16 protein-coding genes and 1 other RNA gene are annotated in these 19,322 nt (G+C 71.4%); 14 read left to right on the top strand and 3 right to left on the bottom strand.

Annotation, left to right across the window (positions count from 1 at the left end; translation table 11 throughout):
- The first annotated feature begins 196 nt into the window (after positions 1 to 196).
- Complete coding sequence (gene prfB, locus ACFYYB_RS12100; RefSeq protein ID WP_389434878.1) at positions 197 to 1,306, top strand: peptide chain release factor 2; 1,110 nt, start codon at positions 197 to 199, stop codon at positions 1,304 to 1,306.
- A 124-nt stretch (positions 1,307 to 1,430) separates the two neighbouring features.
- On the opposite strand, the gene ACFYYB_RS12095 is transcribed toward prfB, so the two are convergent.
- Entirely contained in the window at positions 1,431 to 1,625 is a 195-nt protein-coding gene (locus ACFYYB_RS12095; RefSeq protein WP_327306474.1) for a hypothetical protein, read from the bottom strand.
- Positions 1,626 to 1,850: 225 nt separating this feature from the next.
- Here ACFYYB_RS12095 and ftsE point away from each other — a divergent pair, with 225 nt between their 5' ends.
- From ftsE to ssrA, 5 genes are all read left to right on the top strand, one after another.
- Positions 1,851 to 2,540 (top strand): cell division ATP-binding protein FtsE, encoded by a 690-nt coding sequence (gene ftsE, locus ACFYYB_RS12090; protein WP_243337359.1) that lies wholly within the window; start codon positions 1,851 to 1,853, stop codon positions 2,538 to 2,540.
- A 17-nt stretch (positions 2,541 to 2,557) separates the two neighbouring features.
- A complete protein-coding gene (gene ftsX / locus ACFYYB_RS12085; protein ID WP_389434875.1) occupies positions 2,558 to 3,481 on the top strand; it encodes a permease-like cell division protein FtsX in 924 nt (307 codons plus the stop codon).
- Between the two features lie 67 nt (positions 3,482 to 3,548).
- A complete protein-coding gene (locus ACFYYB_RS12080; protein WP_389434874.1) occupies positions 3,549 to 4,778 on the top strand; it encodes a S41 family peptidase in 1,230 nt (409 codons plus the stop codon).
- 18 nt (positions 4,779 to 4,796) lie between these two features.
- Positions 4,797 to 5,282 (top strand): SsrA-binding protein SmpB, encoded by a 486-nt coding sequence (gene smpB, locus ACFYYB_RS12075; protein ID WP_266908355.1) that lies wholly within the window; start codon positions 4,797 to 4,799, stop codon positions 5,280 to 5,282.
- Between the two features lie 127 nt (positions 5,283 to 5,409).
- Positions 5,410 to 5,798: a transfer-messenger RNA gene (gene ssrA, locus ACFYYB_RS12070) on the top strand.
- A gap of 196 nt (positions 5,799 to 5,994) precedes the next feature.
- Here ssrA and ACFYYB_RS12065 read toward each other — a convergent pair.
- Entirely contained in the window at positions 5,995 to 7,341 is a 1,347-nt protein-coding gene (locus ACFYYB_RS12065; protein WP_389434871.1) for an MFS transporter, read from the bottom strand.
- A 103-nt stretch (positions 7,342 to 7,444) separates the two neighbouring features.
- Here ACFYYB_RS12065 and ACFYYB_RS12060 point away from each other — a divergent pair, with 103 nt between their 5' ends.
- The 8 genes from ACFYYB_RS12060 (at position 7,445) to ACFYYB_RS12025 (ending at position 17,515) form a co-directional block, all read left to right on the top strand.
- Positions 7,445 to 8,407 (top strand): LysR family transcriptional regulator, encoded by a 963-nt coding sequence (locus ACFYYB_RS12060; protein WP_389434870.1) that lies wholly within the window; start codon positions 7,445 to 7,447, stop codon positions 8,405 to 8,407.
- A 169-nt stretch (positions 8,408 to 8,576) separates the two neighbouring features.
- Positions 8,577 to 9,947, top strand: a complete 1,371-nt coding sequence (locus ACFYYB_RS12055; RefSeq protein WP_389434869.1) for a nitrate/nitrite transporter — start codon at positions 8,577 to 8,579, stop codon at positions 9,945 to 9,947.
- A gap of 168 nt (positions 9,948 to 10,115) precedes the next feature.
- Positions 10,116 to 11,312 carry a uroporphyrinogen-III synthase gene (locus ACFYYB_RS12050; protein ID WP_389434868.1) on the top strand — a complete coding sequence of 399 codons (1,197 nt, stop codon included), beginning with the start codon at positions 10,116 to 10,118 and terminating at the stop codon, positions 11,310 to 11,312.
- Between the two features lie 47 nt (positions 11,313 to 11,359).
- Complete coding sequence (locus ACFYYB_RS12045; protein WP_389434866.1) at positions 11,360 to 11,905, top strand: GNAT family N-acetyltransferase; 546 nt, start codon at positions 11,360 to 11,362, stop codon at positions 11,903 to 11,905.
- Between the two features lie 60 nt (positions 11,906 to 11,965).
- Positions 11,966 to 12,535 carry a CGNR zinc finger domain-containing protein gene (locus ACFYYB_RS12040; RefSeq protein ID WP_389435003.1) on the top strand — a complete coding sequence of 190 codons (570 nt, stop codon included), beginning with the start codon at positions 11,966 to 11,968 and terminating at the stop codon, positions 12,533 to 12,535.
- Positions 12,536 to 12,685: 150 nt separating this feature from the next.
- A complete protein-coding gene (locus tag ACFYYB_RS12035; protein ID WP_389434865.1) occupies positions 12,686 to 15,007 on the top strand; it encodes a HelD family protein in 2,322 nt (773 codons plus the stop codon).
- A gap of 480 nt (positions 15,008 to 15,487) precedes the next feature.
- Positions 15,488 to 16,912, top strand: a complete 1,425-nt coding sequence (locus ACFYYB_RS12030) for an NAD-dependent malic enzyme (RefSeq protein ID WP_389434863.1) — start codon at positions 15,488 to 15,490, stop codon at positions 16,910 to 16,912.
- Positions 16,913 to 17,233: 321 nt separating this feature from the next.
- The gene (locus ACFYYB_RS12025; protein ID WP_007264399.1) at positions 17,234 to 17,515 is read left to right on the top strand and encodes an HU family DNA-binding protein; all 282 of its coding nucleotides are present in this window, start codon (positions 17,234 to 17,236) and stop codon (positions 17,513 to 17,515) included.
- 214 nt (positions 17,516 to 17,729) lie between these two features.
- Here ACFYYB_RS12025 and murA read toward each other — a convergent pair whose 3' ends face one another.
- Positions 17,730 to 19,073 carry a UDP-N-acetylglucosamine 1-carboxyvinyltransferase gene (murA, locus tag ACFYYB_RS12020; protein ID WP_327252982.1) on the bottom strand — a complete coding sequence of 448 codons (1,344 nt, stop codon included), beginning with the start codon at positions 19,071 to 19,073 and terminating at the stop codon, positions 17,730 to 17,732.
- Between the last annotated feature and the right edge of the window lie 249 nt (positions 19,074 to 19,322).

Below are 19,322 nucleotides of genomic sequence, written 5' to 3'. Positions count from 1 at the left end.
TGGATCAGGCTTGGGGATGGTCCGGCGGCAGACAGCTCGTCGTCGTGACACGCATGTGGTCCACATGGCGGCGCTTGACGAGGAAGACGGTCATATCGTGAGCGTACGCCCGTACGACCCGTCATTAGTACGGGGGATTCGGCCTGGCCGGAGAGCGGCCGGAGAGCGGCCCCCGGGGACCGGCTACGCTGGACCCGTGGCAGTCGTCGATGTTTCCGAAGAGCTGAAGTCCCTCTCCTCGACCATGGGGTCGATCGAGGCCGTCCTGGACCTCGACAAGCTGAGGGCAGAAATCGCCGTGCTCGAGGAGCAGGCCGCCGCGCCGTCCCTGTGGGACGACCCGGAGGCCGCTCAGAAGATCACGAGCAAGCTTTCGCACCTCCAGGCGGAGGTCCGCAAGACCGAGAACCTGCGCGGGCGCATCGACGACCTGGCGGTGCTGTTCGACCTCGCCCAGGAGATGGACGACGCGGACACCCTCGCCGAGGCGGAGACCGAGCTGGTCTCCGTGCGCAAGGCCCTGGACGAGATGGAGGTCCGCACCCTGCTCTCCGGCGAGTACGCCGAGCGCGAGGCGCTGGTCAACATCCGTGCCGAGGCCGGCGGCGTGGACGCCTCCGACTTCGCCGAGCGCCTGCAGCGCATGTACCTGCGCTGGGCCGAGCGGCACGGCTACCCGACCGAGATCTACGAGACCTCCTACGCGGAAGAGGCCGGCATCAAGTCGACCACCTTCGTGGTCAAGGCCCCGTACGCCTACGGCACCCTCTCCGTCGAGCAGGGCACCCACCGCCTCGTCCGCATCTCGCCCTTCGACAACCAGGGCCGCCGCCAGACCTCCTTCGCGGGCGTCGAGGTGCTGCCGGTCGTCGAGTCCAGCGACCACGTCGAGATCGACGAGGGCGAGCTGCGCGTGGACGTGTACCGCGCCTCGGGCCCCGGCGGCCAGGGCGTCAACACGACCGACTCCGCGGTGCGCATCACGCACCTGCCGACCGGCATCGTGGTCTCGTGCCAGAACGAGCGCTCGCAGATCCAGAACAAGGCCAGCGCGATGAACGTCCTCCAGGCCAAGCTGCTCGAGCGGCGCCGCCAGGAGGAGAAGGACAAGATGGACGCCCTCAAGGACGGCGGAAGCTCCTGGGGCAACCAGATGCGGTCCTACGTCCTGCACCCGTACCAGATGGTCAAGGACCTCCGGACGGAGTTCGAGGTCGGCAACCCGCAGGCGGTGCTCGACGGCGAGATCGACGGCTTCCTGGAGGCCGGGATCCGCTGGCGCAAGCAGCAGGAGCAGACCGCTTAGTCGGCGCGTACGCGCGTACCCGTGTACGCACGGAAGGGCCCGGACACCTCTACGGTGTCCGGGCCCTTCCGCTCTTGCTCATGCTGCGTCTTCTACGTCTGATCGGGACGTGGCGGCTGAGGAGCTACGCCGTCTGCTGAGCCACCAGTGCCAGCGCGGTCACCAGGATCACCAGCAGCGCGACGAGCGCCACCGGGTTCACACCACCGGAGAAGGGGCCCTCCTGCTGGAGGCGCTCCCGGTTCGCCCGGCACACACGGCAGCGGCCCTGGCTGACGGGTCCGGCGCAGTTCGCGCACACGAGCCGGTCATATGTCATGCGCTCCTCCTCTCGTCCCCTCGGTTACAACGGTCGCGGGAACCGGTCCGTTCCCCCTCCCACTGTGCCAGCTTCGATGACATTCGGCGCGGCCCCTCCGGGCAATCGCGGTCGCGCACCTCTCGGACCAGGGGATATATCGGGCAACTCCGGACGCCGGGTCCACACCTCGCGCCTGTTCGCGTATGGTCACGGACACCTACTCCCGGCGACCGTGGTGCACCCGTGATCCGATTCGACAACGTCTCCAAGTCCTACCCGAAGCAGAGCCGCCCCGCACTCAGGGATGTCTCCCTGGACATCGCGAAGGGCGAGTTCGTCTTCCTGGTCGGCTCCTCCGGCTCCGGCAAGTCCACCTTCATGCGGCTCATCCTGCGCGAGGAGCGGGCGAGCCACGGCCAGGTGCACGTCCTGGGCAAGGACCTCGCCAAGCTCTCCAACTGGAAGGTTCCGCAGATGCGGCGCCAGCTGGGGACCGTCTTCCAGGACTTCCGTCTCCTGCCCAACAAGTCGGTGGCCGACAACGTGGCCTTCGCCCAGGAGGTCATCGGCAGACCTCGCGGCGAGATCAAGAAGGCCGTTCCCCAGGTCCTGGAACTCGTCGGCCTCGGCGGCAAAGAGGACCGGATGCCCGGCGAGCTCTCCGGTGGTGAGCAGCAGCGCGTGGCCATCGCCCGTGCCTTCGTCAACCGGCCGGCGCTGCTGATCGCGGACGAGCCCACCGGCAACCTGGACCCCCAGACCTCCGTCGGCATCATGAAGCTGCTGGACCGGATCAACCGGACCGGCACCACCGTGATCATGGCGACCCACGACCAGCAGATCGTCGACCAGATGCGCAAGCGCGTCATCGAACTCGAGCAGGGCCGTCTCGTCCGCGACCAGTCGCGCGGCGTCTACGGCTACCAGCACTGAAAGGCTCCTGAGACGCGATGCGCGCCCAGTTCGTCATGTCGGAGATCGGGGTCGGTCTCCGCCGTAACCTGACCATGACCTTCGCGGTCATCATTTCCGTGTCCTTGTCGCTGGCCCTGTTCGGCGGTTCCCTGCTCATGCGCGACCAGGTGAGCAAGATGAAGGGGTACTGGTACGACAAGGCCAACGTCTCCATCTACCTCTGCAACAAGAACGATGCCGAGGCGACGGGCGGATCCGCCTGTTCCAAGGGGGCGGTGACCCCGGAGCAGAAGACGGCCCTGGAGGCCGAGCTCAAGGGCATGGACCTCGTCAAGGGGGTCACCTACGAGTCCGCCGACGAGGCCTTCAAGCACTATCAGGAGCAGTTCGGCAAGACCGCCCTGGCCGCCTCCATCACCCCGGACCAGATGCAGGAATCCTTCCGGGTGAAGCTGAAGCAGCCCGAGAAGTACAAGGTCATCACGACCTCCTTCTCCGGCCGTGACGGGGTCCAGTCCGTCGAGGACCAGCGCAGTGTGACGGACAACCTCTTCAAGCTCCTCGGCTACCTCAACTGGGCCGCCCTCGGCATCATGCTGATCATGCTGGTCGTGGCGCTGCTGCTGATCGTCAACACGGTGCGCGTCTCGGCCTTCAGCCGTCGGCGCGAAACCGGGATCATGCGGCTGGTGGGCGCCTCCAGCTTCTACATCCAGGTGCCGTTCATCATGGAGGCGGCCTTCGCCGGCCTGATCGGCGCGCTGCTCGCCTGCGGGATGCTCGGCGCGGGCCAGTACTTCGTGATCGACCACGGTGCCGCGCTGCGCGAGAAGATGGAGCTCATCAACTTCATCGGCTGGGACTCGGTCCTGACCAAGCTGCCGCTCGTCCTGGTCATCGGTCTGCTGATGCCCTCGCTGGCGGCCTTCATCGCCTTGCGCAAGTACCTCAAGGTGTGACGAGCGCCCCGCGAGCGGTACGGCCAACCACCCGTACCGCGCGGGGCCTTGTCCTAGACTCGGCGCCATGCCGGGCCTGCCGAGTATTCCCGCCTTCTGTCTCCAGCCCCGCGACGTGCGTCGCGGGGCTGTTGTGACGTTGCTCTTCCTCGCCGCCGTGGGGGTCGGAGCGGGCACCGGGAGCTGGGGCCACGGCGGCTCCGCCGACTCCGCGGGGGCCGCCGCGCTGGTGGTGGGTACGGAACCCGACGCCGCCCCGCCCGGGCCGAGGGTCCCCGCGCAGGCGCCCCGCGCGGCGGCCACCGCCGACCGGGACGCGGTGGCCCGCGCGGCCGCCGAGGCGGTCGCCGAGGGCAAGTCCGCCAAGTCGGCGGCCCAGGACGTGGTCAGCCGCAGCGGGGACCGCTGGGCCGTGGTGTACGACCAGGGCGAGTACGAGGCCTTCGCCGACGACCTGGACGGCCACTGGACGGGCGTGGGCCTGTGGGCCGGGCGGCTGCGCGACGGCCGCATCGAGATCGACCGGGTCCAGCCCGGCAGCCCCGCGGCGCGGGCCGGGATGCGGGCCGGGGACCGGCTGCTCAGCATCGACGGGCAGGGCGTGACCGGGCTCCGGGTGGCCGAGGTGGTGTCCCTGCTGCGCGGCGCGGCCGGTACCCCCGTGGAGCTGAAGCTGACCCGCGGCGGGACCGACCTCACGCAGACGGTGCGGCGCGAGGAGCTGCGCAGCGAGCCGGTGACGGTACGGTCGCTCGCCGGCGGGATCACGGTCATCAAGGTCGCCTCCTTCACCCGGGGGTCCGGCGACCGGGTCCGCTCCGCGGTCCGGGCCGCCCCGGCCGGCGGCGGGGTCATGCTCGACCTGCGCGGCAACACCGGAGGCCTGGTCACCGAGGCGGTGACGGCCGCCTCCGCCTTCCTGGACGGCGGGCTGGTGGCGACGTACGACGTGCGCGGCGAGCAGCGGGCCCTCTACGCGGCCCCGGGCGGCGACACGGCCCGCCCGCTGGTGGCGCTGATCGACGGCGGCACGATGAGCGCGGCCGAACTGGTCACCGGAGCCCTCCAGGACCGCGGCCGCGCGGTGGTGGTCGGCACCCGCACCTTCGGCAAGGGCTCGGTGCAGATGCCCACGGAGCTGCCGGACGGATCGGTGGCGGAGCTGACGGTGGGGACGTACCGCACTCCGGCGGGCCGCGGTCTGGACGGCACGGGCATCACCCCGGACCTGGCGGCGGCGGACGGGGTCGAAGAACGGGCCCGCACGGTATTGGGTGGCATCGGGGTGGGTCCGTAGTGCGAAAATGACCGCACTATGGCTAAGGAAACAGGGCGCAAGCTGATCGCCCAGAACAAGAAGGCGCGGCACGACTACACGATCATCGACACCTACGAGTGCGGCCTCGTGCTCACGGGTACCGAGGTCAAGTCCCTGCGTCAGGGCCGTGCCTCGCTGGTGGACGGCTTCGTGTCGGTGGAGAGCGGCGAGGCCTGGCTCTACAACGTGCACGTGCCGGAGTACAGCCAGGGCACCTGGACCAACCACAGCGCGCGGCGCAAGCGCAAGCTCCTGCTGCACCGCGAGGAGATCGACAAGCTGGACTCGAAGACGGGGGAGACCGGCAACACGATCGTGCCGCTCGCCCTGTACTTCAAGGACGGCCGGGCGAAGATCGAGATCGCGCTGGCGAAGGGCAAGAAGGAGTACGACAAGCGGCAGTCGCTGCGCGAGAAGCAGGACACGCGCGAGACGAACCGGGTGATCTCGGCCGTGAAGCGCAAGGAGCGCGGCCAGCTTTAACCTCCTGGCACACGGTGGTCCACTTCGCGTACGATGGCGTCAGCACCACGCGCTTGCGGGTGGCGCCGGTCGAGCGGGACGCATGGAGAGCGCCTGCTGGATTTCATAACTGAACAGCGTGAAACATGGGGATGATCGGTTTCGACAGCGGATGTCGATGTAGGGGAAGCGAGCCGAGAAAGCGGCAATGATCTCGTTAACCATATGTCGCAAACAATAATCGCCAACTCCAAGAGCGATAACTCCCGCTTCACCCTCGCTGCCTAATAACAGTGAGCTGAAGCCTCTGTGAGGAGCGTCAGCCCGGAAGTGGTCCCGGTCCGGATCCTGGCGTCAATTAGGGATCTAAACCTCTAACTCCGGTCACGGGGGATAGAGGGAAATCAAACAGTGACTGAGCCCGTCGGAGACTTGTCCGTGTGATCTCCGGGGCTGAGAAAAGCGCAGCGGAATGCGCTCGGAGAAGCCCTACTTCTGCACCGTTGGACGCGGGTTCGATTCCCGCCATCTCCACAACCCCCATGTTGAGCGAAGGCCCCGCGGCCATCAGGCTGCGGGGCCTTTGCCGTGCCCGTCAGTAGGGGTAGCGGGCTCCCAGGCCGCGGGGTCGAAGTGGACGCTCCCTACTCCTCGCCCCCGGCCGTCTCCTTCAGCTCGTCCAGTGGCCTGGCGACGGTGGTTGTGCCCTCGCGGTCGCGGGCGACCGCTTCCATCAGGCGCTTCGCGTTCTCCGGCGACCGGAGGAGTTAGACAGGAGGGCCAGCAGGGCTGCCGCTGCCGGGAGGGCGTACGGGGCGATCGTGCCCAGGTGGTCGATCGCGGAGCCGGCGGTTGCCGAGCCCACCGAGATGCCCGCGAAGATCGCGGTGACGGCCAGGGTCATTCCTTCGTTGAGCCGGCCCGGCGGGATCACCGCGTGGATCCGGGACATGGCGGTGACCATGACCGGGGCCGTGGCCATGCCGGCCGCGAGCAGCGCCGCCGCGAGGGCCGGGACCGAGCCGGTGGCCGCGGCCGCCCAGGGCAGTGCCATCGCCCCGGCCAGGACGGCCAGGCAGGCCGGCAACCCGCGCGGGCGCAGGGTGCCGTAGAGCAGACCGGCCACGCAGGAGCCCGCCGCTTGGAGGGCGATGACCGGGCCCGAGAGCGCGCCGAGGCCGTGGCCGCCGAGGTGGGCGACGGAGGTGATCTCCAACGAGCCGAACATCGTGCCGAGGATGAAGAAGAGCGGCAGCAGCCGTCCCAGGCTCCGCAGCGGGGACTTGCCGCGGACCGGCGCCGTCGGCGGGGGCTCCGTGGCGCGGTGGGCCGTGAAGACCAGCATCCCGGTCAGGAGCAGTGCGGCGCCGGCGAGCGTGCCCGCTTCCGGGAAGGCGGTGGTGCAGAGGAACGCGGCGACCACCGGCCCGAGCATGAATGCCAGCTCGTCCGCGGCCTGTTCGAAGGACATCGCGGTGTGGTGCGCCGCGGGCTCTCCCTCCAGCAGGTGCGTCCAGCGGGCGCGCGACATGCCGCCGATGTTGGGGGTGGTCGCGGTGGCGGCGTAGGAGGCGAAGAGGGTCCAGTCGGGCGCCCCGGTACGGACGCACGCGACGAGCGAGAGCGAGCCGAGTACGGCGATCAGGGTGGCGGGGACGGCGACGCGGGCCTGCCCGTGCCGGTCGACCAGCCGGGCCGTCCAGGGGGCCACGACCGCGGTGGCCGCCAGACCGGCCGCGACGACCGCGCCGGCGAGGGCGTAGGAACCGCGCTGGCCCGCGATCATCATGACGGCGCTGATCCCGAACATGCCCATGGGGAGCCGGGCGATGAGGTTCCCGGTGGTGAACCCGCGGGTGCCGGGGAGCGCGAAGAGCCGGCGGTACGGGCCCGGAGCGCGGGCCGGCCGCGCCGGGCGAGCCCGGTGCTCCTGCCGCGCCGGGGCGGCGGCGAGCACCAGCGTGCTGCCGGAGACGGCCATGAGCGGGCCGCTCGCGGCCGGGGCGGCGGCGCGGCGCGCGGTGCCGATGGCAGGGGCAGCGGACGGGGCAGGGGCAGCGGACGGCGGGGTGGTGGGCATGGATCAAGGCTCGGGCCGGGGGCCGTCAGCGGTCCAACACCTGTTCGGGAGCGATTCACCGCTCTGCGTTGTCAGTCCGCCCACCGTTGTCTAGTCTCCGCAGGTGACGCCCCGAGACGTGGAACCCCGCCTGCTGCGCGCCTTCCTCGCCGTGGCCGAGGAACTGCACTTCACCCGTGCCGCCGCCCGGCTCTACGTGGCCCAGCAGGCCCTCAGCCGGGACGTGCGCCGGCTCGAGCAGACCCTGGGCACGGCCCTGTTCCTCCGCACCACCCGCGCCGTGGAGCTGACCCCGGACGGGGAGCGGCTGCTGCCCCTGGCCCGGGGCGTGCTGCGGGCGCACGAGGAGCTGGCCGGGGCGTTCGCGGGGCCCCGGCCGCTGCTCGTCGACCTCAACACCGACGGCCCCGGCACCGCCCGCAGCGTCCTGGACCGGGCCCGCGAACTCGCCCCCGACTGCGAGCTGATGGCCCGCTTCGAGTCCGGGCTCACCCATGCCGCCGCCGAGATCGCCGCGGGCCGCCTCGACGTCTCCTTCGGGTACGCCGACGGCCTCGACCCGGCGCTGCGGGCCCGCCTCGTGCGGACGCCCGTACGGTACGAGCCGCTCGCCGTGCTGCTGCCCGAGGGGCACGCGCTGGCCGCGCTGGACGCCGTACCGCTGGACGCGCTGCGCGGCGAGTCGGTGTACACCGGGGCCGGGAACCCGCGGACGGCGGAGTGGACCGGGCTGGCGCGCGAGCTGTTCGCCGGGCGGGGCATCGAACCCGCGCCGCCCGCGCCGGTGGCGGTGGGCAAGGAGGAGTTCCGCCGGGTCATGGTCAAGACCGGCCGCCCGGTCCTGGCCACGGTGGGCTTCCTCGACATGCCCGGCTGCGTCAAGCGGCCCCTGACCGCCCCGGTGCCGCTGTCGCCGCTCTCCATGGTGTGGAGGAAGGGAATGAGCCATCCCGGGCTCGACGCGCTGCGCCGCGCCGCCGCGGAGCTCGGAGCCGGGCGCGGCTGGCTGGAGGTGCCCCCGGACAGCTGGCTGCCCGCGCTCACACCGGGCCCCGGCGGCGGGTGAGTGCAAGGTTTCCCGCCGGTCATCCGGCGGGGACCGGGGCCGAAACGAGCCCTTCCTAGGGTCGTCACCACGGACGGGACGCGACGAGCCCGGCACGACCGGCAAGACCCGGCAAGGCCCGGGGCGGCCGACGAGCGCGACGTGATCGCAGCAGCTGTGGAGGCGTGTGATGACCAGTACGACCGCACCGCGCAAGGGTGGCCGCTGGATCGAGCGGTGGGAACCCGAGGACGAGACCTTCTGGCGGGAGACGGGCGAGAAGACCGCCCGCCGCAACCTGGTCTTCTCCGTGCTCTCCGAGCACATCGGGTTCTCGATCTGGTCCCTGTGGTCCGTGATGGTGCTCTTCATGGGCCCGAAGTACGGGATCGACCCCGCCGGGAAGTTCTTCCTCATCGCCACCGCCACCTGCGTGGGCGCCCTGGTCCGCGTCCCGTACACCTTCGCCGTGGCCCGCTTCGGCGGCCGCAACTGGACGGTCGTCAGCGCCCTGCTGCTGCTCGCGCCGACGGTCGCCGCCTGGATCGTGATGGAGCCCGGGACCTCGTACGGCACCTTCCTGCTGGTGGCCGCGCTGACCGGGGTCGGCGGCGGCAACTTCGCCTCGTCGATGACGAACATCAACGCCTTCTTCCCGCTGCGCAAGAAGGGCTGGGCGCTCGGCCTCAACGCGGGCGGCGGCAACATCGGCGTCCCCGTCGTCCAGCTCGCCGCCCTGCTGGTCATCGGTACGGCCGGGGCCGGCCACCCGCGGCTGCTGCTCGGCGCCTACATCCCGCTCATCGTGCTCGCGGCGGCGCTCGCCGCGCTGCGCATGGACAACCTGGCGCCCGTCCGCAACGACACCGGAGCCGTACGGGAAGCGGCCCGCGACGCGCACACCTGGATCATGGCGTTCCTGTACATCGGCACCTTCGGCTCCTTCATCGGCTACAGCTTCGCCTTCGGCCTGGTGCTCCAGACGCAGTTCGGCCGCACCCCGCTCCAGGCGGCCTCGCTCACCTTCATCGGACCGCTGCTCGGCTCGCTGATCCGGCCGGTCGGCGGGGCCCTCGCGGACCGCTTCGGCGGCGCCTGGATCACCCTGGGCACCTTCGTGTCGATGGCCGCGGCCACCGGAGTGGTGATCCTGGCCTCCGTACGGGAGTCCCTGCCGGTGTTCCTGGTCGGCTTCGTGGGGCTGTTCGTCCTCAGCGGGCTCGGCAACGGCTCCACCTACAAGATGATCCCCGGCATCTTCCAGGCGAAGGCGCTGGCCCGCGGGATGAGCGGCGAGGACGCGGCCGCGTACGGGCGCCGACTGTCCGGCGCCTCCATGGGACTCATCGGCGCGGTCGGCGCGCTCGGCGGACTCGCCATCAACCTGGTCTTCCGCGAGGCGTTCCTGAGCTCCGGCTCGGGCACGGCGGCCTTCGTCACTTTCCTCGGCTTCTACGCGGTGTGCTGCGCCGTCACCTGGGCGGTATACCTTCGCCGGCCCGCCCAGGCGGTGATCCCCACGGCCGGGGCGGAGGCGAAGCCGCAGCTCACCTCGGTGTAACGCAGGGCACACGCCGGTTAACGGCACCGAAATACGCGTGAACCGAGCCTGATACGCCACGGGGGCAGGCTCGGTTCACGCGAGCGTCACGACTGCGTGTGACCGCGACACCGGACCCCGATATCGGACCCCGACACCGGACCCGACCACTGCGCGAGGCAGGTCACCATGCACGACCAGGACACCCCCACCGGTCCGCCCCTCAGCCCGCCCGCCGGTCCGCCCGCCGGTCCTCCGGCCGGTCCGCTCGCCGGATTCACCGTCGGAGTCACCGCCGCCCGCCGGGCCGACGAGCTCATCGCCCTGCTGCGCCGCCGCGGGGCCACCGTGCTGCACGCGCCCGCCCTGCGGATCGTGCCGCTCGCCGACGACGCCGAACTGCTGTCCGCCACCAAGGAGCTGATCGGCTGCGCGCCCGACGTGGTGGTGGCGACCACCGCCATCGGCTTCCGCGGCTGGATCGAGGCCGCCGACGGATGGGGGCTCGGCGAGGAGCTGCTCGGGCGGCTGCGGGAGACCGAACTGCTCGCGCGCGGACCGAAGGTGAAGGGCGCGATCCGGGCCGCCGGGCTCGTGGAGACCTGGTCCCCGCGGTCGGAATCCCTCGCCGAGGTACTGGACCGGCTGCTCACGGCCGGGGTGGCCGGCCGGCGCATCGCCCTCCAGCTGCACGGGGAGCCGCTGCCCGGGTTCATCGAGGCGCTGCGGGCCGGCGGGGCCGAGGTGGTCGGCGTACCCGTCTACCGGTGGATGGCGCCGGAGGACCTCGGGCCGCTGGACCGGCTGCTCGACGCGGTGGCCGCGGGCGGGGTGGACGCCGTGAGCTTCACCTCCGCCCCGGCCGCGGCCTCGCTGCTGACCCGGGCCGCGGAGCGGGGCGTACGGGACCAGGTGCTCGGGGCGCTGACCGGCGGGTCGGTGCTCTCCGCCTGCGTGGGGCCGGTGACGGCCCTGCCGCTGCAGGCGGAGGGCGTGCCCACGGTGCAGCCCGAGCGCTTCCGGCTCGGACCCCTCGTGCAGCTCCTGTGCCAGGAACTCCCCGGCCGGGCCCGGGTCCTCCCGGTGGCCGGACACCGGCTGGAGCTGCGCGGCCACGCGGTCCTCCTCGACAGCGAGCTGCGCCCCGTCCCACCGGCCGGCATGGCCCTGCTCAGGGCCTTGTCCCGGCGCCCGGGCTGGGTCGTGGCCCGCTCCGAACTCCTGCGCGTCCTGCCGGGCGCGGGCCGCGACGAGCACGCGGTGGAAACGGCGATGGCCCGCCTGCGCGTGGCCCTGGGCGCACCGAACCTCATCCAGACCGTCGTCAAGCGCGGCTACCGGCTGTCCCTGGACATGGCCGCCGACACGAAGTACGCGGACACCTGAGGAACACGGGTCTGGCCGGGGGCCGGGCCGTCCGTTAGCGTGCCCGGATGATCATTGACGGTGTGGAGATGCGGGCCCTGCGGCTGGAAGACGCCGCCGGGAGGGCCGAGACACTGGCGCGCAACCGGGCGTACATGGCGCCCTACGAGCCCTGGCGGGACGAGGACTTCTACACCGAGGCAGGCCAGCGGGCCCGGCTCCAAGGGCTCCTCGCGGAGCAGGAGGGCGGCCGCGCGCGGACCTTCGTGCTGGTCGCCGCCGACGGCACGCAGGTCGGGGGGATCAACCTCCAGAACATCGTGCGCGGGCCGATGCTCAGCGCCTCCGTCGGCTACTGGATCGACCAGGCCTGGACCGGCAAGGGACTGGCCACCGCCGCGCTGCGGGAGCTCTGCCGGATCGCCCGCGACGAGGAGCGGCTCCACCGGGTCGAGGCGGGCACGAGGGTCGACAACCTGCCCTCGCAGCGGGTGCTGGAGAAGGCCGGCTTCGAGCCGTACGGGCTCGCGCCCCGCTTGCTGCACGTCGGCGGGGACTGGCAGGACCACCGCCTCTTCCAGCTCCTCCTGAACGACGAGCCGCCCGCCCTCTAGCCGAGTGCCCGCGCGACGGGCACTCTGGGGGCACGCCCCGAGAGGGAGGCGGTGACGGGTATGTGGTTCGACTCCGGGCGGGTCTGCCTGGACCTGGTGGCTACTTTTTCTCCCCTCGCGCACACCGAGGGCATCCGGGACGGCGACGGGCTGCGGCTGTGGCTCACCGGAGCCGGGCTGGTGCCCGACCGGACGCCGCTCGCCCTGGTCGGGGACGACTGGGTGCACGCCTTCCGGGTGCTGCGCGCCGACGTCGAGAGCCTCGTACGGGCCGAGCTGGCCGGAGCCTCGCCGCCCGAGGCCGCTCTGGCCCGGGTCAACGCGGCGGCCGCCGGTCCACCCCCGGGACTGTGTGCAGTACAGGACCAAGAAGGTCACCTCGTACGGGAGTTGTGCGGCGGAGTCGAATGCGCCGGGCTGCTCGCCTCCGTGGCCCGGGACGCCGTCGAACTGCTCACCGACCCCGGCGAACGGGACCTGCTGCGGGCCTGCGAGGGCGACGGCTGCGCCCGGGTCTACCTCGACACCTCGCGCGGACACCGCCGCCGTTGGTGCTCCAGCGAGCTCTGCGGCAACCGCGAGCGCGTGGCCCGGCACCGGCGCCGCGTCCTCGAATCCCGCCCCGGCTGACCCGGTCCCGGGCCGTCGCGGGGCGGCCGGGGGGCGGCCGCGGGGCGTGATCTTCGTCCTGATCCGCGAGCCGTCCCGGAAGGGGCGTGCGCGGGCGGGTCCCTTGGCGTACGGTTGACGGCTGCCCATGCACGTCAGAAAGGGGCCTTGGTGGCCGCGCAGAATGCCGCTGTCGACAGCACGGCGGATTCCGTCCGCGATCGGGAGATCGCGGTCGAGCAGACGCATCTCGATCACGTGTACCGACGCCTTGAGGAGAAGATCCACGAGGCGGAGTTCCTGATGAACGACGCCGCCAAGCGTGGCCAGGTCGGCACGCCGGGCGCCCTCGCGGAGCGGGACGCACAGGTGTTCCGGGCCGGGATCCACCTCAACCGTCTCAACAACGAGTTCGAGGACTTCCTGTTCGGCCGCATCGACCTGGTCCTCGGCAAGGACGGGGAGCGGGGCCCCGACGGCGCCTTCACCTCCGTCGAGCCCGCCGACGACGCGATCCGCACCGACCTCACGGCCGATATCGCCGAGACGCTCCACATCGGCCGCATAGGAGTCCTCGACTCCGACTACGCGCCGCTCGTCATCGACTGGCGGGCCCCCGCGGCCGCGCCCTTCTACCGCTCCACCCCCAAGGAGCCCGGCCGCGTCGTGCGCCGCCGGGTCATCCGCTCCAAGGGCCGCAAGGTGCTCGGCGTCGAGGACGACCTGATGCGCCCCGAGGTGACCGCCTTCCTCGACGGGAACGAGCTGCCCGTCATCGGCGACGGCGCCCTGATGGCCGCCCTCGGGCGGGCCCGTACCCACTCGATGCGCGACATCGTCTCCTCCATCCAGGCCGAGCAGGACCTCGTCATCCGGGCGCCCGCCGCCTCGGTCGCCGAGGTCGCGGGCGGACCGGGCACCGGCAAGACCGCCGTGGCCCTGCACCGCGCCGCCTACCTGCTTTACCAGGACCGCCGGCGCTACTCGGGCGGCATCCTGATCGTCTCCCCGACCCCGCTCCTGGTCGCCTACACCGAGGGCGTCCTGCCCTCCCTCGGCGAGGAGGGCCAGGTCGCCATCCGGGCGCTCGGCTCGCTCGTCGACGGCGCCGAGGCGACCACGTACGACGATCCGTCCACGGCACGCATCAAGGGCTCGTCCCGGATGCTGAAGGTGCTGCGCAAGGCCGTACGGGGCGCCCTGGAGTTCGGCGGCCCCGGCGGGGCACCCGCCCCCGACCGGCTGCGGGTGGTGGCCTTCGGCCGCCGCCAGGAGCTGGAGGCCCCCGACCTCGACCGGATCCGGCAGAACGTCCTGTCCGGCACCGCCCCGGTCAACCTGCTGCGCCCGCGCGCCCGCAAGCTCCTGCTGGACGCGCTGTACTCCAAGTCCGGCGGGGCCGGCCGGCACAGCGACCCGGAGCTCGCCGCCGAGCTGCGCTCCGCCTTCGACGAGGACATCTCCACGGAGGACGCGTTCATCGAGTTCATGAACGCCTGGTGGCCCGAGCTCACCCCGCGCGGGGTGCTGGCCTCCATGGCGGACGAGCGGCGCCTGTCGCGCTGGTCGCGCCGGGACCTGAACCCGCGCGAGACCCGGCAGGTGGCACGCTCCCTGCGCCGGGTCGGCCCGGACGGCAAGGGCGCCCTGTCGGTGCACGACGTGGCGCTGCTCGACGAGCTCCAGCAGCTGCTGGGCGCGCCCGCGCGGCCCAAGCGGAAGCGCGAGCTGAACCCGCTGGACCAGCTGAGCGGGCTGGAGGAGCTGATGCCGACCCGCGAGGAGACCCAGTGGGAGCGGGCCGAGCGGCTCGCGGCGGAGCGCACCGAGTACGCGCACGTCATCGTCGACGAGGCGCAGGACCTGACGCCGATGCAGTGGCGGATGGTCGGCCGCCGCGGCCGGGGCGGCACGTGGACGGTGGTCGGTGACCCGGCGCAGTCCTCGTGGACCGATCCCGAGGAGGCCGCCGCCGCGCGCGACGAGGCGCTGGGCACGCGGCCGCGGCGCAAGTTCACCCTGACGGTGAACTACCGCAACCCGGCCGAGGTCGCCGAGGTCGCTTCGCGGGTGCTGAAGCTGGCGGCGCCGGGCACGGAGCCGCCGACGGCCGTGCGTTCCACGGGCCTGCGGCCCCGCTTCACGGCGGTGCGCGAGGACCTGCGCTCCACCGTCGTGGAGGAGACCCGGCGCCTGCTGGAGCAGGTGGACGGCACGGTCGGCGTGGTCGTGGCCATGGACCGGCGCGCGGAGGCCGCGGGATGGCTCGCGGACCTGGGGGAGCGGGCGGTCGCCCTGGGCAGCCTGGAGGCGAAGGGCTTGGAGTACGACGCCACGGTCGTGGTCTCCCCGGCGGAGATCGCGAACGAGTCCCCGGCGGGTCTGCGGGTGCTCTACGTGGCCCTGACCCGCGCGACCCAGCAGCTGACGGTGATCTCCACCGGCCAGGACGAGCCGGATGCGGAGGGCGTCGCCGCGCTGCTCAAGCCGTAGGAGCGGGCCCGGGGCCGGCACAGGACGGGCCCGGGACGGACGTAGGGCCGGTTGGTCGGCGGCCAAGGGCGTGGTCCCGACAACCGGTCGCCGGTAGGGGGATCACTTCGGGCGAACCTTTGTTAGCCTGGGTTACGGCACCGACTCGATCCAAGCCCCCGGGCCCAACCTTCGTCGCCTAGAGCGACCACTTGCCGCGAGGCGAGCATGGCGGGTCGGTGTCATAGACGTAGGAAGCACCAGGTCCGCGTCCTCCACTCAGTGGAGGGCGCGGACTTTTTTTGTATGGGCCACCCATTCCCCGGACCCCGGTTATCTCGTATGGTGGAAGAGTTCTTCCGAAATTTGTAGCTGGTTACCTTGTACCGGCTGGTAGGTGGGACGATCGGACAACAGGTCCTGCCGCACCTGCCATGTTTCGGCCGGAGCAGCGCTGGGCCCTGTGTACAGAAGAACCAGGGACAGAAGAGGAACACGGCCATGGCAACGGCGCCCAGCGTCTCGTACTCGATGACGGTCCGCCTGGAAGTGCCCGCGAGCGGAACCGCGGTCTCCCAGCTCACCACCGCCGTGGAGTCCTCCGGTGGCTCGGTCACCGGCCTCGACGTGACCGCATCCGGCCACGAAAAGCTCCGCATCGACGTCACCATCGCGGCGACGTCCACGGCGCACGCCGACGAGATCGTCGAGAAGCTCCGCGGGATCGAGGGCGTCAGCCTCGGCAAGGTCTCCGACCGCACCTTCCTGATGCACCTCGGCGGCAAGATCGAGATGCAGTCGAAGCACCCCATCCGCAACCGCGACGACCTCTCGATGATCTACACCCCGGGCGTGGCCCGCGTGTGCATGGCGATCGCCGAGAACCCCGAAGACGCCCGCCGTCTGACCATCAAGCGCAACACCGTCGCAGTCGTGACGGACGGCTCCGCCGTGCTGGGCCTGGGCAACATCGGCCCGATGGCCGCCATGCCGGTCATGGAGGGCAAGGCGGCCCTCTTCAAGCGCTTCGCCGACATCGACGCCTGGCCGATCTGCCTGGACACCCAGGACCCCGACGAGATCGTGGCCGTCGTCAAGGCCATCGCCCCGGGCTTCGCGGGCATCAACCTGGAGGACATCTCCGCGCCGCGCTGCTTCGAGATCGAAGCCCGGCTGCGCGAGGCCCTCGACATCCCCGTCTTCCACGACGACCAGCACGGCACCGCCATCGTGGTCCTCGCCGCCCTCACCAACGCACTGCGCGTGGTGGGCAAGGCCGTTGGCGACGTCAAGGTCGTCATGTCGGGCGCCGGCGCCGCCGGTACCGCGATCCTCAAGCTGCTCCTCGCCGCCGGCGTCAAGAACGCCGTCAGCGCCGACATCCACGGTGTCGTGCACGCGGACCGCCCCGACCTCGTCGACGCGGCCGCGGACTCCCCGCTGCGCTGGATCGCCGACAACACCAACCCCGAGGGCTACACGGGCACTCTGAAGGAGGCCGTGGTCGGCGCCGACGTGTTCATCGGCGTCTCGGCCCCCAACGTCCTGTCCGGCGAGGACGTGGCCGCCATGGCGGAAGGCGCGATCGTGTTCGCGCTCGCGAACCCGGACCCCGAGGTGGACCCGGCGATCGCCCGCCAGACCGCGGCCGTCGTGGCCACGGGCCGGTCCGACTTCCCGAACCAGATCAACAACGTCCTGGTCTTCCCGGGCGTCTTCCGCGGCCTGCTGGACGCCCAGTCCCGCACCGTGAACACCGACATGATGCTGGCCGCCGCGAGCGCCCTGGCCGACGTGGTCGGCGAGGACGAGCTGAACGCGAACTACATCATCCCGTCGGTCTTCAACGACAAGGTCGCCGGCGCGGTCGCCGGAGCCGTCCGCAAGGCCGCCTCCGCGGTGGTGACGGCGCCCACCTCCGTCTGATCCCCGGCGCGTCGCGGGATGCGGGCCCCCCGGGCCGCCCATAGGGTTGCGGGGATGCCCGCGTGGCCCGCGGTCCGCGTCGTCCGGACACCCGTCCGGACGCCTTCTGGCGCGGACGGAGCGTCACCGCGGCGTGACTGTGGCGCTTTTCGTGTGACCCCGGCGGGTGCCGGATTGGCTTTCCCGCCGGTGGTGGGGGCAGGATGCGTAACCGGGCGAGAGGGTCTGACGTCAGACCCGGGTCCGGGGACTGTCCTAGGGCCCTGGCAGCATCGGCTTCGATCTCACGCCTCTAAGGCACGTTGAACACGGGAGTACAACATGAACCGCAGTGAGCTGGTGGCCGCTCTGTCCGAGCGCGCCGAGGTGACCCGCAAGGACGCCGACGCCGTTCTGGCCGCGCTCGCCGAGACCGTCGGCGAGATTGTCGCCAAGGGCGACGAGAAGGTCACCATCCCCGGCTTCCTGACCTTCGAGCGCACCCACCGTGCCGCTCGCACCGCGCGCAACCCGCAGACCGGCGACCCCATCCAGATCCCGGCCGGCTACAGCGTGAAGGTCTCCGCGGGCTCCAAGCTCAAGGAAGCCGCCAAGGGCAAGTAGTCCGCCCTTGTGCCGAGGGCCGCACCGGCCCTCGGGACGGCAGTAGTACGTAGTACGTATCAAGCAGTACGCCAGAGGCGGCCACCCGGCACCGGGTGGCCGCCTCTGGCGCTTCCGGAGCGCGTGTGGCCTCCGGGAGCCAGAACGCCCCCACGGGCCCTGTACGGGGCCTGTGGGGGCGTTCTGGGACGGTCTGGGTGGATCTACGCCCGGGTCAGACGAGGTCCCCGCCTGGGAGCTCGACCTTGGCGCCCAGTTCCACGAGCTTCTCCATGAAGTTCTCGTAGCCCCGGTTGATCAGGTCGATGCCGTGGACCCGCGAGGTGCCCTCGGCGGCGAGCGCCGCGATCAGGTACGAGAACCCGCCGCGCAGGTCGGGGATGACCAGGTCGGCGCCCTGGAGCTTGGTGGGCCCCGAGACGACGGCCGAGTGCAGGAAGTTGCGCTGGCCGAAACGGCAGGCGCTGCCGCCCAGGCACTCCCGGTAGAGCTGGATGTGCGCACCCATCTGGTTGAGCGCGGAGGTGAAGCCCAGACGGGATTCGTAGACCGTCTCGTGGACGATCGACAGGCCGGCGGCCTGGGTCAGCGCCACGACCAGCGGCTGCTGCCAGTCGGTCTGGAAGCCGGGGTGGACGTCCGTCTCCAGCGCGATGGCGTTGAGCGGACCGCCCGGGTGCCAGAAGCGGATGCCGTCGTCGTCGATCTCGAACGCCCCGCCGACCCGGCGGAAGGTGTTCAGGAAGGTCATCATCGAACGCTGCTGCGCGCCGCGCACGTAGATGTTGCCGCCCGTGGCGAGGGCCGCGGACGCCCAGGAGGCGGCCTCCAGCCGGTCCGGGAGCGCCTTGTGGTTGTAGCCGCCGAGGCGGTCCACGCCGGTGATCCGGATGGTCCGGTCGGTGTCGACGGAGATGATCGCGCCCATCTTCTGCAGGACGCAGATGAGGTCTTCGATCTCCGGTTCGACGGCGGCGTTGCTGAGCTCGGTGACGCCCTCGGCCAGGACGGCCGTCAGCAGCACCTGCTCGGTCGAGCCGACCGACGGGTAGGGCAGGCGGATCTTGCAGCCGCGCAGTCGCTGCGGTGCCTCCAGGTACTGACCGCCCTCGCGCTTCTCGATGGTCGCGCCGAACTGGCGGAGCACCTCGAAGTGGAAGTCGATCGGCCGGCCGCCGATGTCGCAGCCGCCCAGGCCCGGGATGAAGGCGTGGCCGAGGCGGTGCAGCAGCGGGCCGCAGAAGAGGATCGGGATCCGCGAGGACCCCGCGTGCGCGTCGATGTCGGCGACGTTCGCGCTCTCGACGTGCGAGGGGTCGAGCACCAGCTCGCCCGGTTCGTCGCCGGGCCTGACGGTCACCCCGTGCAGCTGGAGCAGCCCGCGCACGACCCGGACGTCCCGGATGTCGGGGACGTTGCGCAGCCGGCTGGGCTCACTGCCGAGCAGGGCGGCGACCATCGCCTTGGGTACGAGGTTCTTCGCGCCGCGGACACGGATCTCGCCCTCGAGCGGGGTTCCGCCGTGGACAAGCAGTACATCGTCACTGATGCCGGTCATGAATCTCGCGTTCCGGAGAGGGGTGGGCAGGGGGCCAGTGAAAAGGGTAAGGGGCATGCCCCCCTTGTTCGTAAGGCTGACGGGGCCGTAGGACTGTCATGAATTCGGCACAACACCCTGGGTGCCCGCCAGGTGGCGGAGTGTCTCCTTCCGCCCGGGGGCCGGCCGCAGGGCCCCGCGCGCCCCGAACTGCCGCCGTGCGCCCTGAGCTGCGCAGGATCCCGGTGCGCCGCTCACTCCCCCTCACGG

This window comes from Streptomyces sp. NPDC002886 (assembly GCF_042888445.1).
Classification (GTDB): Bacteria; Actinomycetota; Actinomycetes; order Streptomycetales; family Streptomycetaceae; genus Streptomyces.
This window is presented reverse-complemented; position numbering and strand designations above follow the sequence as displayed.